The following is a 16,202-nucleotide window of genomic DNA, read 5'->3' on the forward strand; positions in this document are numbered from 1 at the left end:
GACTCGGGGTTACGCCATCTCCGGCACGCGCTGGCTCATGGCAATCGACGCGAGCATCGCGTTCCAGTTGCCAACGGTCATCGCGCCGAGATATTCGTCCTGCATCACCGGCGTCAGCACTTCGATCATGCGGCTGCCCTCGACCCAGAACTCGATCACGCCGAACGCGCCGCCGCGCTTGCGGTATTTGGCCGGCCAGCCCTCGCGCTCGGCGATGGCGAAGACGTCGGTCGCGCCCATGCGGGTGGCGATGGCGATGTGAGTCGCCGAACGGCGATCGGGCGATCCGATCACGCCATAGCAATCGGCGTCGCCATCGGCCGGCACCAGCTCGGTGCCGCGCGGATAGACTTCGATGATGGTGTTGCGCTCGTCGCCGGCCATCGCCACCCAGCTGCCCTCGATCACGGGCGGGAACGGCGTGGCCTGGCCGTCCCACAGCTCGGCAATCACCTTGGCGACATGCTGTGGATTGTCGGCATCGATCGAAACGTGGAAAATCATCTGTGAGCTCCGTAAATCTCGGTCCTCGCAATCGGCGAGGTGTCGCAATCTTCCTATCGCAGCGCCCGGTCGGGACGGTGCGGCGTTCGACGGATTCGACGAAATTGCGACGGGTGCGATTCGGCGCTACGCCTTTTAGAAGCTTGGGTCCGCTCCTGCCGCCGCGCCGGTTGCCGGATTCGCGAGCCAGGGACGCTACGTCATCGCCGCAATTAATGTTTCCGGTCAGCCGAGGCTTGCGCGGGCCGGGGCGGCGTGCCTAGAGGGTTTTCACATCCAACTACCCCTGAGGACATCATGGCGACCATCACCGCGCAGGACATGGCGGGCCGCATCGGCACCGAGACGATCTCGGACTGGGTCGAGGTGAGCCAGGAGATGATCGACAAGTTCGCGGACGCGACCGGCGATCACCAGTTCATCCATGTGAACCCGCAAATGGCGGCGATGACGCCGTTCGGCGGCACCATCGCGCATGGTTTCCTCACCTTGTCGCTGATGCCGCTGCTTGCCTCGAAGGTGCCCGACGCGCCGAAGATCGAGGGCGTGAAGATGGGGATCAACTATGGCGGCAACAAAGTCCGCTTCCTCCAGCCGGTCCGCTCCGGCAAGCGCGTGCGCGGCCGGTTCAAGCTGATCGAATTCATCGAGAAGCGCCCCGGCCAGTGGCAGCAGACCAATGAATTCACCGTCGAGATCGAGGGCGAGGAAAAGCCCGCGATGATCGCCGAATGGATCGCCCAGATTTTCGTCTAACTTTCTCCCTTGGAAGTCCCCCTCCCGCTTGCGGCAGGGGTTAGGGGAGGGCCGTCGTCACTCCCCACAGGCCCTCCCCCGCCCCTCCCACCAGCGGAAGGGGCGGATGAACCAGAAGGATCAATACCCATGCGTTCCGCCGTCATCGTCTCGACCGCCCGCACTCCCATCGGCCGCGCCTATCGCGGCGCGTTCAACAACACCCCCTCGCCCACCCTTGCCAGCCATTCGATCAAGGCAGCGGTCGAGCGTGCCGGGATCGATCCGGCCGAGGTCGATGACGTGGTGTTCGGCTGCGCGCTGCAGCAGGGCCACCAGGCCGGCAACATCGCCCGCACCGCGCTGCTGCGCGCCGGCCTGCCGGTGAGCGTCGCCGGCCAGTCGATCGATCGCCAATGCTCGTCGGGCCTGATGGCGATCGCGACCGCCGCGAAGCAGATCATCACTGACCAGATGGACATCACCATCGGCGGCGGCGTGGAGAGCATCAGCCTCGTCCAGACGCCCAAGATGAACGTCGCGCCCGACCCCGAGCTCGTCGCGATGCACAAGGACATCTACATGCCGATGCTCGGCACCGCCGAGGTCGTCGCCAAGCGCTACGGCATCAGCCGCGACGTGATGGACGAATATGCGCTCCAGTCGCAGCAGCGCACCGCCGCCGCCCAGGCCGCCGGCTATTACGACAAGGAGATCGTGCCGGTCACCGCGACCATGGCGGTGGTCAACAAGGAGACCAAGGAAGTCACCTACAAGGAAGTGACGCTGGCGAAGGACGAGGGCAACCGCGCCGACACCACGATCGAGGGCCTGCGCGCGCTCCAGCCGGTGATGGGCCCGGGCATGACGATCACCGCCGGCAATGCCAGCCAGCTCTCCGACGGCTCGTCCTCCTCGGTGCTGATGGAAGAAAAGCTCGCCGAGCAGCGCGGGCTCCAGCCACTCGGCCGTTATGTCGGCATCGCCGTCGGCGGCACCGAGCCTGACGAGATGGGCATCGGCCCGGTCGTCGCCATCCCCAAGCTGCTCCAGCGCTTCAACCTGAAGATGGACGATATCGGCCTGTGGGAGCTGAACGAGGCGTTCGCGGTGCAGGTGCTGTATTGCCGCGACAAGCTCGGCATCCCCAACGAGCTGCTCAACGTCTCGGGCGGCGCGATCTCGATCGGCCATCCCTATGGCATGACCGGCGCACGCGCGACCGGCCACGCCCTGATCGAAGGCAAGCGCCGCGGCGCGAAATATGTCGTCGTGACGATGTGCATCGGCGGCGGCCAGGGTGCGGCCGGCCTGTTCGAGGTCCTCTGACTTGACCGGGAGGGTGCCCGGCGGCACCCTCCCGCTTCATGAACGATCGGTACATCGACAATCGGGTATCACCGTGGCTCGCGTTGCGCGCGCTGACCCATTCCTTCCGGTTCCACGGGCGCTCGACCCGGAGCGAAGTCGTCGTCTTCTGGGTCTTCGGCATCCTGGCCAATCTGATGGTGCATCTCCTGGCACCTTTCGCTGACCACACACTGCCGCCAGCCTTGTCTGCCAGCGTCGAACCGGTCTGGTCGCTGGCGCTTAGCTGGCCCTTTGTTCCACTGCTGGTACGGCGTCTGCATGACCAGGGTCGTTCGGGTGGCGGGGCGCTGCTTTGGGTAGCGGTGGCGGTCGTGGTCGCGGTCCTGTTCACGCTGCCTCACAGCGCTGATGGCCATGGCCCATCGATACACTTTATGGGTTTTCATCGATGGCTCGCCTGGACGCCGCTGACCACGCCGCTGGTGCTGATCGGAACGATGGCAATGATTGCGAATCTCGTCCTGTACCTACTGCCCGGAACACCAGGCGAAAATCGCTACGGGCCTGACCCACGGATAAGATCGACCGACGAAACCGCCCTTTCGGCAGCGCATTAGCTTCTGAGTAAGCACCCGCGCCCTATGGTACCGCTCACAGGATTGCCCCTCCGGACAGGAGGGCGATGGAGGGGCGGATGACCGGCAACGCAATTGGTTTAGTGGCTGATATCGGCCGACAGTCAGTGCGATTTGCGCTGACCGGCGGCGGCGTGGGCATCACCCCGCGCGACGTACGCAGCTATCACACCGCCGAACATGCCACCTTCACCAGCGCGCTGCTCGCCTATCTTTCCGAGGTCAATCAGCGCGATACGGTGCTGCCCAGCGTGCTCGCGGTGGCCGGCGCGGCGCGGGGCGACCTGATCAATCTCACCGGAAGCCGCTGGTATATTTCGCTCTCGGGCGTCGAGGCAGTGCTTCGGTCGCGCCCCCAGGCGCTCAACGAATGCGCCGCCACCGCGCTGGCGCTGACGACCCTCAACCAGAGCGCCTTCACCCCGATCGGCGCGCAATCGACGCGCCTGGTCCAGCCCGGCGGCAATTATATCGTGCTCAGCATCGGCACCGGGCTCGGGGTCGCCGCGCTGGTCACCGGATCGAACGGCAGGCTCCAGCCGATCGCCAGCGAAGCGGGCCATATGGGCTTCTCGCCGGGTAGCCCTGACGAGGAGAAGTTTGCGGCCTTCATTCGTGCGCGAGGCCCGGCTAGCGCCGAATCGCTGCTCAGCGCCGGCGGGCTGGTCGCGGCCTATGCCGCGCTGGCCGAGGGCGGCAGGACCATCGGCAGCCCCGAAGAAGTGACGCGGTCCTCGGGCCGCGATCCGGTGTCGACCGCGGTGACGAGGATGTTCGCCGGTTATCTCGGCGCGTTCATCGGCGATCTGGTGCTCGCTTATGGTGCATGGGAAGGCGTTTACCTGACCGGGCCAATCCCGCGCGCGTTGCAGGTACAGCTGAGCGATCCCCGGTTCCGCAGCCGGCTCGAGGCGAAGGACGCCTTTCGCCGCCAGCTCGGCGAGGTGCCGATCGCGATCGTCAACCGCTCCGACCTGGAACTGATGGGCGCCGCCGCCGCACTACACAACGACTAGCGGCCCGGGGCGGTCAGGCGTTCGATGCCATCCACTCTTCCAGCACCGGCGCGATCTGGTTGCGCCACTTGCCGCCGTTGAAGATGCCGTAATGGCCGGCATCGGCCACCAGATATTTCTTCTTCGCCGCCGGCAGCTTCGTCGCCAGCTTCAGTGCCGCCCTGGTCTGGCCGAGACCGGAGATGTCGTCGCGTTTCCCCTCGATCGCCAGGATGGCGATATCGGTGATCGCCGCCGGATCGACCGGGCGGCCGCGATGCGTCATCGTGCCCTTGGGCAGCGAATGGTCCTGGAACACCACGTCGATCGTCTGGAGGTAGAATTCAGCGGTCATGTCGCAGACCGAGCGATATTCCTCGTAGAAATCCTTGGTCTGGTTGGCGCTGTCGTCATCACCCTGCACTAGATGTTTGAACATCTCGTAATGCGACATCATGTGGTTGCCGAGGTTCATCGTCATGAACCCGCTGAGCTGCAGGAAGCCGGGATAGACCCGCCGCCCCGCGCCCGGATAGGTCGCCGGGATGGTCGCGATGACATTGTTCTCGAACCAGCTGTGCGGCCGCTCGGTCGCCAGGGTGTTGACCGCGGTCGGCGCCTCGCGCGTGTCGATCGGGCCGCCCATCATGGTCAGGGTCTTTGGCCGCGCCGGATTCTTGTCGGCGCTCATCAGGCAGGCCGCGGCATAGCAGGGCACCGAAGGCTGGCAGACCGCGAGCATGTGCGATCCGGGCCCGACATGCTCCATGAACTCGATAATGTAATCGATATAGTCGTCCAGATCGAAGCTGCCGTCGCTCAGCGGCACCAGCTTCGCGTCGCGCCAGTCAGTGATATAGACATCCGCCACCGGGAGCATGCGCTCGACCGTGCCGCGCAGCAGCGTGGCGTAATGGCCCGACATCGGCGCGACGATCAGCAGCTTGGGGCCGCCCTTCACGCCCTTGCGCACGAAATGCTTGAGCTGGCCGAACGGCTTGCGCAGCGCGATCTCCTCGACAACGTCGACCTGCTTGCCGTCGATGATGGTGTGATCGAGCCCGAAGGCCGGCTTGCCGCGCGGCGCCGACGCATGGGCGAACACTTCCAGTGCGGAACTGACGATCGAGCCGCCACCGAAATAGGCGAAGGGATTGGCCGGGTTCGACAGCATTCCTGCACCGAAATTGGCCATCGCGCTGGCGCCCGCCAGCATCGATTTCTGCATTTCATAGGCGTCGTAGAGCATTGCGTACCCAATATCGGAAAACTGGTTTGTCGGATCAATGCATAGGTGTGCAGCGCAGCATACGCAATCGAAACGGACATACTATTTGGGTCCGCGACCCGGAGCGGGTCACCCGCATCGCTTTCTCGCCCATTGCGGAGGCGGAGGACAGGCCCTACTCCGCCGGCATGGCTGAGCCACTACCCGCGTCACCCGCCGTTTCCGTCGCGAAGCCCGCCGAATCGCGGCGCCAGCTCGGCAATCTCAGGATGGTGTGGCAGCACGCCTCGCGCTATCCGCGCCAGATCGTCACAGCGTTGCTGGCCCTGCTCGTCACCTCGGCGGCGACGATCGCCATCCCATACGGCTTCAAGAAAGTGATCGATCGCGGTTTCGGCCCCGGCGCCGACGGCTCGGTCACCAATTCCTTCCATTATCTGCTGATGATCGTGGTCGTGCTCGCCCTCGCGACGGCGGTGCGTTTCTATTATGTCTCCTGGCTGGGCGAGCGAGTCGTGGCCGATATCCGCACCGCCGTGCAGCGTCATTTGCTGACTCTCGCGCCGCGCTTCTTCGAGGAGAACCGGCCGTCGGAAATCTCCTCGCGCCTGACCTCGGACACCGCACTGATCGAACAGGTGGTCGGCACCACCGTCTCGGTCGCGCTGCGCAACTGCTTCACCGGCGTCGGCGGCATGATCTATCTGTTCGCGCTGTCGCCCAAGCTGGCCGGCATGCTGATGCTCGGCATCCCGATCATCATCATGCCGATCGTGCTGCTCGGCCGGCGCGTGCGCAATTTCTCGCGCACCTCGCAGGACCGGGTCGCCGATGTCGGCTCGATCGCCTCGGAGACACTCGGCGCGATGAAGATCGTGCAGGCCTTTGGCCAGGAGGATCGCGAGGCGGCCCGCTTCGGCACTGCCGTCGCCGCCACCTTCGCCGCGGCCAAGCGCCGCATCGCGCTGCGCGCGGTGATGACCGCGATCGTGATCGGGCTGATCTTCGGGTCGATCACCATGGTGCTGTGGGAAGGCGCGGTCGACGTCGCCGCCGGCCGGATCAGCGGCGGATCGATCGCGGCGTTCGTGCTGACCGGCGGCCTGGTCGCGGGGGCGTTCGGGGCATTGACTGAAGTCTATGGCGACCTGCTGCGCGGCGCGGGCGCCGCCGGCCGCCTCGCCGAACTGCTCGACGAAGTCCCCGAGATCCGGGCGCCGGCGCATCCCGTCGCCCTGCCCGAGACCGCGCGCGGCGCGATCGAGTTCGACAATGTCACTTTCCGCTACCCGACCCGGCCCGAAGTCTCCGCGCTGCAGGATTTCTCGCTGGCGATCGCCCCGGGCGAGACCGTCGCGGTGGTCGGCCCGTCGGGCGCGGGCAAGACCACCCTGTTCCAGCTGATCCAGCGTTTCTACGATCCCGATGCCGGCCGCGTGCTGCTCGACGGCGTGCCGCTGCCCGATGCCGACCCCGCCGATATCCGCCGCCACATCGCAATGGTGCCGCAGGAAACGGTGATCTTCGGCGCCTCGGCCCGGGACAATCTGCGCTACGGCAAATGGGAAGCGAGCGACGACGAGCTCTGGGCCGCCGCCGAGATCGCCAATGCCGCCGAATTCCTGCGCAAGCTGCCCCAGGGTCTCGACACCTTCATGGGCGAAGGCGGCGCGCGCCTATCGGGCGGCCAGCGCCAGCGCGTGGCGATCGCCCGCGCGGTGCTGCGCGACGCGCCGATCCTGCTGCTCGACGAAGCGACCAGCGCGCTCGATGCCGAGAGCGAGCGGCTGGTGCAGGAAGCGCTGGAGCGGCTGATGCAGGACCGCACCACCTTGGTCATCGCGCATCGCCTCGCCACCGTCCGCGCCGCAGGCCGGATCATCGTGATGAGCGAAGGGCAGATCGTCGAAAGCGGCACGCATGGTTCGCTGATCGGCCAGAATGGGCTGTACGCGCGGCTCGCCAGCCTGCAGTTCAGCGAGGCGGCGTAGCTTGACCAGACCGACTGTCCACACCGTCGCGGTGATCGGCGGCGGGATGAGCGGCGCGCTTTTCGGCCTGAAGCTGGCCGCCGCGCGCCCCGATTTCCGCGTCATCGTGATCGAGGCGACCCGCCGGATCGGCCGCGGCCTCGCTTATGGCGCGTGCTCGCCGCAGCATCTGCTCAACGTGCCGATCAGCCGGATGGAAGTCGGGCTCACACCCGGCTTCGCTGACTGGCTGCAGGCGAACCCGAACGCCCGGGAAGCCCTCTCGACCGGCATGGCGGAAAGCGGCGGCGACCTGCACGGCGTGTTCGTGCCGCGCGCGCTTTTCGGCGCCTATCTCGAGGAGCGGCTGGAGGCGGCGCTGGTCACGGACGACGGGCCCGGCCTGTCGCTGGTCCGCGGCGAAGCGGTCCGCGTGCTCGCCCGACCCGACCGCACCGTCCGGCTGAGCGACGGCCGCGAGATCCCGGTCGATGCCGTGGTGCTTGCCACCGGCAACCTCGCCCCGCGCGCGCCGGGCGGGCCCGACTCATGGTTCTATGACAGCCCCGGCTTCGTGCCCGACCCCTGGGCGCATGATGCGTTCGACGGGCTTGCTGCCGACGACCCCGTGCTGCTGCTCGGTACCGGCCTCACCACCGTCGATATCGTGCTGAAGCTCAGCGCCGCCGGCCATCGCGGCCCGATCCTCGCCACCTCGCGCCGCGGCCTGTTGCCCCAGGTGCATGCGGCCGGCGGCACCTGGCCGGCCTTCCTCGAAGCGGCCCTGCCCGCCTCCCCGCGCCGGCTGATGCGGCTGATCCGCGAGCAGGTCGCCACTGCCGAGGCGCGGAGCATCCCGTGGCAGCGCGTGTTCGACGCCGCCCGCCCCGCCATCCCGGCGGTGTGGAGCAGCTGGTCCACGCGCGAGAAGCGCCAGTTCCTCCGCCATCTCCGTACCCGCTGGGACGTCCACCGCCACCGCATGGCGCAGCGCATCCATGACGCGCTCCACGCCGAGGCCGCGCGTGGCCGGCTCGAGATCCTGCCGGCGCGCCTGCGCGGCTATCGCCTGGTCGGAGACAAGGTCGAGGTCGCCCTCGCCGCTCGCAACGGCGGCGAGCGTCGCTTCACCGCCGCCCGCGTGGTCAACTGCACCGGGCCGCGCCGAGATGCCGGCGCGATCGCCATCCCCCTGCTCGCCGACCTGCGCGACCAGGGTCTTGCCTTGCCGGATGCGCTCGGCCTCGGCCTCGAAACCGACAATTGCGCCCTGCTCGATTCGGATCGCCGCGCCTCGACCTGGCTGTTCGCGCTCGGCGCGCTGACCTGCCCGCAATGGTGGGAAATCACCGCCGTCCCCGAGATCGCGGTCCAGGTCGACCGGCTGGTCGGGCACCTCGCCAATCCCGAAGCCGCGCATCTCAGCGCCGGCGACTTCCTGGATCTTGGATCGGGCATCTAGAGCATATTTGAGCTGGATTTACCCCCTACCGTTCGGCCCCGGACTTGATCCGGGGTTGTCGAAGCCCTGCTCTTCATCTTCTCCGGAAGAAAGAACAGCCCTTCGACAAGCTCAGGGCGAACGGGGAGAGGTGATTCCAGCCAACTAAGTTTTTTGCGCTAGTCGGATTCGGGTGCAAGGGATGACATGCCAGGTCCCGTGGCGCGGTTGAATCGAGCTCGACGGCAAGCTGTCACAAGCGGCCACGATCACAGGAAAATCGGCCCGAGATATGGGACACCAGCTTGTCCCATATCTCGGGCCGCCGCTTGGCAAGCGCTTCAGACAATATTATTAAATATCAAGTGCCTGCTTGAAATCCGACCTCCATGGGAAGCGCCCGTCGCGAGGCGCCGCGCTGAGAATCTCCAACAACTGTCCCATGAGGCTCACAGCAGCGCGCCGAGGCCCATGCGAAGCGCGTCGCCACTGGCGGCACGCGACTCCAGCCCCCTCTCGATCTCGCCATGGACGCTGGTCCATACCGGCATCGCTTCCGCCAGTACCTGCTGCCCCGCCGCCGTGAGCACCAGCCGCTTGATCCGGCGGTCCGACGGGTCGGCCTCGACAAGCACCAGCCCGTCGCGCTGCATCGGCTTGAGATTGGCGGTGAGACTGGTGCGGTCCATCGCGAGCAGGTCGGCGACCGAGCCGAGCGACGGCGGCCTGGGCCGGTTGAGCGCGTTCAGCAGCGAGAACTGGCCGCTGGTGATGCCGAACGACCGGAAGGCTTCGTCGAACCGCCGGGACAATGAACGCGCCGCGCGCTGGGTGGCCAGGCACAGGCAGTGATCGCGCACAAAATGCGTCTGATCGACGGATACCGGTCCAGGCTTTGACATGACGGGTTTATGTTGATATCAACTTATTCTGTCAAGTGCTTCGTGAGAGGATGCCCCATGCCGATCGATCCCAATGCCGATATCGAGATTACCAGCTTTGCCTGGGTGCCGGACTTCGCGCGCGGCTTCGTCCGGGATCTGCGGCCGCGCTGGGCGTGCGAGGAAGCCGGCATCGGCTATTGCGAACGGCTGATCGGTTTCGAAACGGCCAAGGGCGAGGCTATCGCCGCGAGCAGCCCTTCGGCCAGGTGCCGGCGTACCGCGACGACGAAGTGCAGATGTTCGAGAGCGGCGCGATGGTGCTGCGTATCGCCGAGCGTTCCGCGGCGCTGATGCCCAAGGACGCGGCGGGCCGCTCGCGCGTGCTGACCTGGGTCACCGCGGCGCTCAACAGCGTCGAGCCGTTCGTGTTCGACCTGGTCAATATCGATACGTTCAACCCGGACGCCGAATGGGGCAAACTGCGCCGCCCGCAGGTGATCGACAATCTGCGCGGGCGGCTCGCAGGCGTGTCGGGCTGGCTGTGCGAGAAGGACTATCTCGAGGGCAGTTTCAGCGCCGCCGACATCATCATGACGACGGTGCTGCGCGAGGTTTCGGACGACGCGCTGCTGGCCGAATTCCCCAACCTCGTCGCCTATCGCGACCGCTGCATGGCGCGCCCCGCCTTCAAGCGCGCGCTGAACGCGCAACTCGCCTCGTTCGCGCCCGAACCCGTGCCGGCCTGAGGCTTCCCCTCGTCGCGACCCGATAGTCGTCATGCCGGACTTGTTCCGGCATCCGCCCTGCCGCACACTCCCATCGTGCCTGCGGACAGGTGGAACCCTGGAACATGTCCGGGGTGACGAGGGGAGTGAGACATGCGCGACTTCGACATCATCGTATACGGCGCCACCGGCTTCACCGGTCGCCTCGTCGCGGAATATCTGATCCAGGCCTATCCCGGCCCCGACGCGCCGCGCTGGGCGATGGCGGGCCGGTCGCTGTCCAAGCTGCAGGAAGTCCGCGACGAGATCGGGGCGCCCGCCGACATGCCCCTGCTCACCGCCAATTCGGACGATCCCGCCAGCCTGAAGGCCCTGTGCGAGCGCACCACGGTGATGCTCACCACCGTCGGCCCCTATCAGCTCTACGGCAGCGATCTGGTCGCCGCCTGCGCGGAGACCGGCACTGCCTATGTCGATCTCTGCGGCGAGCCGGCCTGGATGCGCCACATGATCGACGCCCACCACGAAACCGCGCAGCGCACCGGCGCCCGCATCGTCTTTTCCTGCGGCTTCGATTCGATCCCGTTCGACCTCGGCGTGCTCACCCTGCAGGACGCGGCGAAGCGCAAATACGGCAAGCCCGCCCCGCGCGTGAAATGCCGGGTGCGCAAGATGGTCGGTACCTTTTCCGGCGGTACCGCCGCCAGCCTCAAGGCCACGCTCGCCGCCGCGGCGCGCGATCCGTCGATCCTCGGCCTGCTGACCAACCCCTTCTCGCTGACCCCCGGCTTCCAGGGACCGAGCCAGCCGCGCGGGCTGCTGCCCGATTACGACAAGACGATCGAGGCCTGGGTCGCCCCCTTCATCATGGCGCCGATCAACACCAAGAATGTCCACCGCACCAATTTCCTGCTCGGCGAGGCGTACGGTGCCGACTTCGTCTATGACGAGATGATCGTTGCCGGGCTCGGCGATATCGGCAAGGCGGCGGCCGAGGCGATCGCGAAATTCAACCCGATGGCCAGCGACAAGGGCCCGAAACCCGGCGAAGGCCCGTCGAAGGAAGAGCGCGACAACGGCTATTTCGACGTGCTGTTCATCGGCGAGATGCCCGACGGCTCGCGCATCGACTCGGTCGTCACCGGGGACCGCGATCCGGGATACGGCTCGACCAGCAAGATGATCGCGGAGACGGCGCTTTGCCTGGTGCAGGACGTGGCGGGTGAAGGCGGCATCTGGACGCCGGGCGCGCTGCTCGGCGAGGTGCTGGTCAAGCGGCTCGAGGCGAAGGCCGGGCTGACGTTCCGGGCGGGCTAAATCCTCCCCGTTCCGGGGAGGAACAGATCAACAAGCTCGGGGAGGAATTGGTTAGCCCAGCAGCCCGATCCCCACGCCCGCCGCCAGTGCCGCGGCAAGGCCGGCCAGCGCCATGCCCAGCTTTTTCCGCCGGCCCTGCTGATACGCATCCAGCTTCGGCACATCGAGATACCAGGTCCCGTTCTTCGCCGGCGCGATCACGCCGTTTTCGCGCAGGCGGTCGAAGAATTTCTCCTCCATCCGCCGCGCCGGGGTGAAGCTGACCGCCTTGTCCGGCGATACCGCATTGCGCGACATGAAGTGCGAGATGACCCTGCGTCGCGCCCGTGCCGCCGCTGCCGCCACCGCTGCCGTTGCCCCGCCCATGCCCGTTCCCCAATGACGTAAGCGGCGATCATGCCACGGCTTCAGCCGCGATAGAAGAGCATCGCGACGGCGGCGATCACCACCGGCACCGCGATTGCGATCGGCACCCAGCGCCGGCTGAATGCCTGCGCGTCGCGGTGATAGACGACCAGATCGAACCACCAGCGCCCCGGCGCCGCCTCGCGCAGCGCGCCGATGCGGCGGAAGCGGTCGAACCACCAGCGCTCGACGCGATCCTTCGGCACGAAGGCGATCGCCTCCCCGGGCGACAGCGCATGCTGCGCGAGGAAATGCCCCGCCACCGGCCCGCGCACGCGCCGGGCGGCCGCGGGAAGCTCGCTCACCGCTTGCGCCCCTGGTGGCGGATGTTCGCCGGCCGGCCGCGTCGCTTGATCACGCGGTGCGGTTTCGCGTCGCGCTCGGGCCGGGCGCCCTTCCCGTCCACCATCTCGAAGCGCAGCGCGCCCGACACCGGATTGGCCTCCGCCAGCCGGAGCTGAAGCCGCTGGCCGCTCGCATATTCAGTGCCGGTCTCGTCGCCGATCAGGCGCCGCGCCGTCTCGTCATAGCGGAAATATTCGCCGCCAATGTCACGCACCGGCATCAGCCCGTCGCCGCCGATCCCCTCGACCGTCGCGAAGAAGCCGAAATTGGCCACGCCGGTGATCCGCACGTCAAGCACCTGCCCCACCCGCTCGGCGAGGAAGGCGGCGACATAGCGGTCGATCGTGTCGCGCTCCGCCTCCATCGCGCGGCGCTCCATCATCGAGATGCTCTCGCCGATCTTCTCCATCGACGCCGCCTCGCCCTCGGTCAGCCCGCCGGGGCCGAGCTTGTACGCAGCAACCAGCGAGCGGTGGACGATCAGATCGGCATAGCGTCGGATCGGCGAGGTGAAATGCGCGTAGCTGCCGAGCGCGAGCCCGAAATGGCCGTGATTCTCCGGGCCGTAATAGGCCTGGGTCTGGGTGCGCAGCACCTGTTCCATCACCTGGGGGCGGAAATCCACCTCGCCGATCCGGTCGAGGATGTGGTTGAAGGTGCCCGGCCGCACCACCTGGCCCAGCGCGAACTCGACGCCGAAGGTCTTGAGATATTCCTTGAGCGCGACCAGCTTCTCGCGGCTCGGCGGCTCATGGTCGCGGTACATGACCGGGGCCTTTTTCGCCTCCAGCGCCTTGGCCGCCGCGACATTGGCGGCGATCATGTAATCCTCGATCAGCTTGTGCGCATCGAGCCGCTCGCGCGGCGCGACCGAGAGGATGCGGCCCTTCTCGTCGAGCACGACGCGGCGTTCCGGCAGGTCGAGATCGAGCGGGTCGCGTTTTTCGCGGGCCTTGTTGAGGGCGCGCCAGCAGGCCCAGAGGGGGAGGAGGGCGGATTCCAGCAAGCCATTCGCTGCCAGGGGGCCTGCCCCCTCTCCGTTCGCTTCGAGCGAAGTCGAGAAGCCTTGGGGCGGGAGACCGTCATTCTCATCGATGGTGTCTCGACTTCGCTCGACACGAACGGGTTGGTTTGCCGCTTCATGAGCATCGATCGCCGCCTGCGCATCCTCATAGGCAATGTTCGCCGCGATCCGCACCACGGCGCGCGTGAAGCGCCAGCTCTTGAGCGTTCCGTCCTTCCCGATCCGCAAGTGACATGCCAGCGCCGCGCGATCGACATCCTGCTTCAGCGAGCACATGTCGGCCGACAATTCCTCCGGCAGCATCGGCACGACGCGGTCGGGGAAATAGACGCTGTTGCCGCGCCGCCGCGCTTCGCGGTCGAGTTCGGAGCCGGGGCGGACATAGAAGCTGACATCGGCGATCGCGACGATCGCCTTCCACCCGCCCTCGTTCGCGGGATCGTCGTCGGGCGCGGCCCAGACGGCATCGTCATGGTCGCGCGCATCGGCCGGGTCGATCGCGACGATCGGCAAATCCCGCAAATCCTCGCGCCCCTCCCCCAGAGGCGTCTGCGCGACCCGCGCGGCCTCCTCGATCGTCTCTGGCGTGAAGACATTGGGGATGCCGAGCTTGTGGATCGCGATCAGCGAGAAGCTGCGCGGCGCGAAGGGATCGCCTAGCCGCTCGGTCACCCGCACGGTGATGCGCGGCGGACGGCCGGCTTTTTCCGCCAGCACCAGGTCGCCGGGCTCAGCGCCGCCGGCATCGGAGACCATGAACTCGCGCCGTTCCTTCTTCTCGACGCCCTGCAGCCAGAGCTTGCCGCCTTCCTGATGCAGCACGCCGAGCACCAGCTCCTCGCCGCGCGCGAGCTGCTTCATCGGATGCGCGATCCAGCCATTGCCGGCTTCCTCGGTGCGCGCCAGCACGCGGTCGCCAATGGCCAGGGTGCCGTGCTTGCGCTCGCGCACCCTGAGGCGCGGCGCGGGCGCATCCGACTCCCAGCGTTCGGGCACCGCCCACACATTGCCGCCGTCATCGACATCGGCGATGCGCAGCACCGTCACCTTGGGCAGCCCGCCCAGCTTGTGGAAAGCGCGGCCGGGCGCGCTGTCGATCAGCCCCTCGTCCGCCATGTCCTTCAGCAGTGCCTTCAGGCCGATCTTCTCCTGCGCGGTCAGGCCGAAGGCGCGGGCGATCTCGCGCTTGCCGGCCGGGGTCTCCGAGGAGGCGATGAAATCGAGGATCTGCTCGCGGGTGGGAAGGCCGGGCGAACGCTTTGGCTTGGGCATCGGCCAGAGATAGGCCGCGCGCGGCGTTGCGTCACTCCCCCGCGGAACGCTGCCACGGCGGTCAGGACGTGGAATGACCGGCCCATGGCAGCAAAGGTCGGGACGCTTGCGCTTTCCGCACGGGCAGGCTACATACTGAACCATATGGTTCAGTATGCGAGTCCTCCCCTCGATCTCTCCTTTGCGGCGCTGTCCGATGCAACCCGTCGCGGGATCATCGATCAGCTCGGGCAAGGCGACGCGTCGATCACCAGTCTCGCGGACACGTTCCAGATGACGCTGACCGGCGTGAAGAAGCACGTCCAGATTCTCGAGCGGGCCGGGCTCGTCGTCACGCAGAAGGTTGGACGCGTGAGGACCTGCACGCTTGGGAAACGCGGCCTCACGGCGGAGGCGGAGTGGATCGAGGTGCACCGCAAGCTCTTCGAGGATCGCTTCGACGCATTGGACGACATCATCAGTGAACTGAAACAGGAGGAAAGCGATGGATCAGCAAGCTAGCAGCGCAGGTGGTGCACAGAACCCCACGTCAGTCGAGCGCAGAGGGGATCGCGAACTCGTCGTAACGCGGACATTCGATGCGCCGCCGGGCATCGTTTTCAAGGCGTGGAGCCGGCCCGAGCTGTTCCAGCGCTGGTGGATGCCAAAATCGGTATCCGGCGTTTCGCTCGTATCGTGCAATATGGACGTGCGCACGGGCGGCAAATATCGGCTGGAATTCGGCACCGGCGGTTCGGACACCATGGCCTTCTACGGCAAGTATCTCGAGGTGGTGCCGAACGAGCGCATCGTCTGGACCAACGACGAGGGCGAAGAGGGCGCGATCACGACCGTGACCTTCGAGGACCAGGGCGGGAAGACGCTGCTGAAGTTCCACGAAATCTATCCGTCCAGGGAAGCGCTCGAGGAAGCACTGCAGGGCTCCGCGGCCGGATTGCCGGAGCAGCTGGATCAGCTCGACGAACTGCTTCCCAGCATAGGCGCGTAGCGGGTGCTGCGTGAGATCTTGAAACACAGGCCAGTGGAGAAGCCGGAGTGATATTAGCGGCGTTGACAATGATGCTCGCGACGACGGACGACCCTCGCCTTATCGGGATCGCCGACGCCAAGGCGGCAGTGCGGATGCTCGACGCGGCGAAACGCTGCAACATACGAGCTTCAACGGATCCGCTGCCGTTCGATCCCAACGCGAGAATCCCAGTAAGATTGCTAGCGATCTTGGCGGACAAACCGATGAAGGAGTCCGATCCACGCATGAAATGCTACATCCGGCGCGCTTACGCCGGGGTGCCCGTATTACGCGACCCGGATTATCCTCGCTAGGTTTGTAAATTACGTAATCGCGAAACAAAAAGCCGGGCGGGGTCGCCCCCCGCCCGGCTTCAGGTCATCCGCGCCCCGCGCCTCCGTC

At 66.6% G+C, this 16,202-nt stretch carries 18 protein-coding genes; 12 read left to right on the plus strand and 6 right to left on the minus strand.

All coding sequences use genetic code 11. The features are described from left to right. Positions 1–9: 9 nt before the first annotated feature. Positions 10–504: a hypothetical protein gene (locus AC1DX5_RS20095; RefSeq protein WP_478017023.1), complete on the minus strand. Its 495-nt coding sequence runs from the start codon at positions 502–504 to the stop codon at positions 10–12. Between the two features lie 297 nt (positions 505–801). On the opposite strand from AC1DX5_RS20095, the gene AC1DX5_RS20100 reads away from it, so the two are divergent. The 4 genes from AC1DX5_RS20100 (at position 802) to AC1DX5_RS20115 (ending at position 4,201) form a co-directional block, all read left to right on the plus strand. Then, the gene (locus tag AC1DX5_RS20100) at positions 802–1,260 is read left to right on the plus strand and encodes a MaoC family dehydratase (protein ID WP_478017025.1); all 459 of its coding nucleotides are present in this window, start codon (positions 802–804) and stop codon (positions 1,258–1,260) included. A gap of 129 nt (positions 1,261–1,389) precedes the next feature. After that, positions 1,390–2,568, plus strand: a complete 1,179-nt coding sequence (locus AC1DX5_RS20105; protein ID WP_478017026.1) for an acetyl-CoA C-acyltransferase — start codon at positions 1,390–1,392, stop codon at positions 2,566–2,568. Between the two features lie 38 nt (positions 2,569–2,606). Next, on the plus strand, positions 2,607–3,167 hold the full coding sequence (locus AC1DX5_RS20110) for a DUF805 domain-containing protein (protein ID WP_478017027.1): 561 nt from the start codon (positions 2,607–2,609) through the stop codon (positions 3,165–3,167). Between the two features lie 77 nt (positions 3,168–3,244). Next, entirely contained in the window at positions 3,245–4,201 is a 957-nt protein-coding gene (locus AC1DX5_RS20115) for a glucokinase (protein WP_478017028.1), read from the plus strand. A gap of 13 nt (positions 4,202–4,214) precedes the next feature. Here AC1DX5_RS20115 and AC1DX5_RS20120 read toward each other — a convergent pair whose 3' ends face one another. Further along, positions 4,215–5,429: a polyhydroxyalkanoate depolymerase gene (locus AC1DX5_RS20120; protein WP_478017030.1), complete on the minus strand. Its 1,215-nt coding sequence runs from the start codon at positions 5,427–5,429 to the stop codon at positions 4,215–4,217. A 167-nt stretch (positions 5,430–5,596) separates the two neighbouring features. On the opposite strand from AC1DX5_RS20120, the gene AC1DX5_RS20125 reads away from it, so the two are divergent. Then, positions 5,597–7,399 carry an ABC transporter transmembrane domain-containing protein gene (locus AC1DX5_RS20125; RefSeq protein WP_478017031.1) on the plus strand — a complete coding sequence of 601 codons (1,803 nt, stop codon included), beginning with the start codon at positions 5,597–5,599 and terminating at the stop codon, positions 7,397–7,399. Position 7,400: 1 nt separating this feature from the next. Continuing rightward, positions 7,401–8,840: an FAD/NAD(P)-binding protein gene (locus tag AC1DX5_RS20130; RefSeq protein WP_478017032.1), complete on the plus strand. Its 1,440-nt coding sequence runs from the start codon at positions 7,401–7,403 to the stop codon at positions 8,838–8,840. Between the two features lie 428 nt (positions 8,841–9,268). Here AC1DX5_RS20130 and AC1DX5_RS20135 read toward each other — a convergent pair whose 3' ends face one another. Beyond that, the gene (locus tag AC1DX5_RS20135; protein WP_465172244.1) at positions 9,269–9,721 is read right to left on the minus strand and encodes a MarR family winged helix-turn-helix transcriptional regulator; all 453 of its coding nucleotides are present in this window, start codon (positions 9,719–9,721) and stop codon (positions 9,269–9,271) included. A 57-nt stretch (positions 9,722–9,778) separates the two neighbouring features. Between AC1DX5_RS20135 and AC1DX5_RS20140 the strand changes: the two genes are divergently transcribed. The 3 genes from AC1DX5_RS20140 to AC1DX5_RS20150 all read left to right on the plus strand — a co-directional run bounded on the left by AC1DX5_RS20140 (position 9,779) and on the right by AC1DX5_RS20150 (position 11,745). Beyond that, positions 9,779–10,054, plus strand: coding sequence for a hypothetical protein (locus AC1DX5_RS20140; protein WP_478017035.1), 276 nt, complete (start codon positions 9,779–9,781; stop codon positions 10,052–10,054). Further along, positions 10,000–10,449: a glutathione S-transferase family protein gene (locus AC1DX5_RS20145; protein WP_478017039.1), complete on the plus strand. Its 450-nt coding sequence runs from the start codon at positions 10,000–10,002 to the stop codon at positions 10,447–10,449. Before AC1DX5_RS20140 ends, AC1DX5_RS20145 begins: the two co-directional genes overlap by 55 nt. Positions 10,450–10,581: 132 nt before the next feature. Beyond that, on the plus strand, positions 10,582–11,745 hold the full coding sequence (locus AC1DX5_RS20150) for a saccharopine dehydrogenase family protein (RefSeq protein WP_478017041.1): 1,164 nt from the start codon (positions 10,582–10,584) through the stop codon (positions 11,743–11,745). A gap of 51 nt (positions 11,746–11,796) precedes the next feature. On the opposite strand, the gene AC1DX5_RS20155 is transcribed toward AC1DX5_RS20150, so the two are convergent. From AC1DX5_RS20155 to AC1DX5_RS20165, 3 genes are read right to left on the minus strand one after another with little or no spacing between them, the layout of a single operon-like run. Then, the gene (locus AC1DX5_RS20155; RefSeq protein ID WP_465172241.1) at positions 11,797–12,111 is read right to left on the minus strand and encodes a hypothetical protein; all 315 of its coding nucleotides are present in this window, start codon (positions 12,109–12,111) and stop codon (positions 11,797–11,799) included. Between the two features lie 41 nt (positions 12,112–12,152). Next, positions 12,153–12,455, minus strand: a complete 303-nt coding sequence (locus AC1DX5_RS20160; RefSeq protein ID WP_478017044.1) for a hypothetical protein — start codon at positions 12,453–12,455, stop codon at positions 12,153–12,155. Beyond that, positions 12,452–14,791: a ribonuclease R family protein gene (locus AC1DX5_RS20165; protein ID WP_478017046.1), complete on the minus strand. Its 2,340-nt coding sequence runs from the start codon at positions 14,789–14,791 to the stop codon at positions 12,452–12,454. The genes AC1DX5_RS20160 and AC1DX5_RS20165 overlap by 4 nt, the downstream gene beginning before the upstream one ends. A gap of 84 nt (positions 14,792–14,875) precedes the next feature. On the opposite strand from AC1DX5_RS20165, the gene AC1DX5_RS20170 reads away from it, so the two are divergent. The 3 genes from AC1DX5_RS20170 to AC1DX5_RS20180 all read left to right on the plus strand — a co-directional run bounded on the left by AC1DX5_RS20170 (position 14,876) and on the right by AC1DX5_RS20180 (position 16,114). Beyond that, positions 14,876–15,292 carry an ArsR/SmtB family transcription factor gene (locus tag AC1DX5_RS20170; RefSeq protein ID WP_478017049.1) on the plus strand — a complete coding sequence of 139 codons (417 nt, stop codon included), beginning with the start codon at positions 14,876–14,878 and terminating at the stop codon, positions 15,290–15,292. Further along, positions 15,276–15,779 carry an SRPBCC family protein gene (locus tag AC1DX5_RS20175; protein WP_478017052.1) on the plus strand — a complete coding sequence of 168 codons (504 nt, stop codon included), beginning with the start codon at positions 15,276–15,278 and terminating at the stop codon, positions 15,777–15,779. Before AC1DX5_RS20170 ends, AC1DX5_RS20175 begins: the two co-directional genes overlap by 17 nt. Positions 15,780–15,847: 68 nt before the next feature. Continuing rightward, a complete protein-coding gene (locus AC1DX5_RS20180; RefSeq protein ID WP_465175958.1) occupies positions 15,848–16,114 on the plus strand; it encodes a hypothetical protein in 267 nt (88 codons plus the stop codon). The last annotated feature ends 88 nt before the right edge of the window (positions 16,115–16,202 follow it).

Source organism: Sphingomonas sp. P2_B6, from assembly GCF_056404755.1.

What these genes read in the sequence shown, in the direction of transcription:
- AC1DX5_RS20140 (WP_478017035.1), top strand. Translation starts at nt 9,779, where the DNA reads ATGCCGATCGATCCCAATGCCGATATCGAGATTACCAGCTTTGCCTGG.
- AC1DX5_RS20175 (WP_478017052.1), top strand. Translation starts at nt 15,276, where the DNA reads ATGGATCAGCAAGCTAGCAGCGCAGGTGGTGCACAGAACCCCACGTCA.
- AC1DX5_RS20120 (WP_478017030.1), bottom strand. Translation starts at nt 5,429, where the DNA reads ATGCTCTACGACGCCTATGAAATGCAGAAATCGATGCTGGCGGGCGCC.
- AC1DX5_RS20170 (WP_478017049.1), top strand. Translation starts at nt 14,876, where the DNA reads ATGGCAGCAAAGGTCGGGACGCTTGCGCTTTCCGCACGGGCAGGCTAC.
- AC1DX5_RS20110 (WP_478017027.1), top strand. Translation starts at nt 2,607, where the DNA reads ATGAACGATCGGTACATCGACAATCGGGTATCACCGTGGCTCGCGTTG.
- AC1DX5_RS20115 (WP_478017028.1), top strand. Translation starts at nt 3,245, where the DNA reads ATGACCGGCAACGCAATTGGTTTAGTGGCTGATATCGGCCGACAGTCA.
- AC1DX5_RS20165 (WP_478017046.1), bottom strand. Translation starts at nt 14,791, where the DNA reads ATGCCCAAGCCAAAGCGTTCGCCCGGCCTTCCCACCCGCGAGCAGATC.
- AC1DX5_RS20135 (WP_465172244.1), bottom strand. Translation starts at nt 9,721, where the DNA reads ATGTCAAAGCCTGGACCGGTATCCGTCGATCAGACGCATTTTGTGCGC.
- AC1DX5_RS20155 (WP_465172241.1), bottom strand. Translation starts at nt 12,111, where the DNA reads ATGGGCGGGGCAACGGCAGCGGTGGCGGCAGCGGCGGCACGGGCGCGA.
- AC1DX5_RS20180 (WP_465175958.1), top strand. Translation starts at nt 15,848, where the DNA reads ATGATGCTCGCGACGACGGACGACCCTCGCCTTATCGGGATCGCCGAC.
- AC1DX5_RS20150 (WP_478017041.1), top strand. Translation starts at nt 10,582, where the DNA reads ATGCGCGACTTCGACATCATCGTATACGGCGCCACCGGCTTCACCGGT.
- AC1DX5_RS20125 (WP_478017031.1), top strand. Translation starts at nt 5,597, where the DNA reads ATGGCTGAGCCACTACCCGCGTCACCCGCCGTTTCCGTCGCGAAGCCC.
- AC1DX5_RS20095 (WP_478017023.1), bottom strand. Translation starts at nt 504, where the DNA reads ATGATTTTCCACGTTTCGATCGATGCCGACAATCCACAGCATGTCGCC.
- AC1DX5_RS20105 (WP_478017026.1), top strand. Translation starts at nt 1,390, where the DNA reads ATGCGTTCCGCCGTCATCGTCTCGACCGCCCGCACTCCCATCGGCCGC.
- AC1DX5_RS20145 (WP_478017039.1), top strand. Translation starts at nt 10,000, where the DNA reads ATGTTCGAGAGCGGCGCGATGGTGCTGCGTATCGCCGAGCGTTCCGCG.
- AC1DX5_RS20100 (WP_478017025.1), top strand. Translation starts at nt 802, where the DNA reads ATGGCGACCATCACCGCGCAGGACATGGCGGGCCGCATCGGCACCGAG.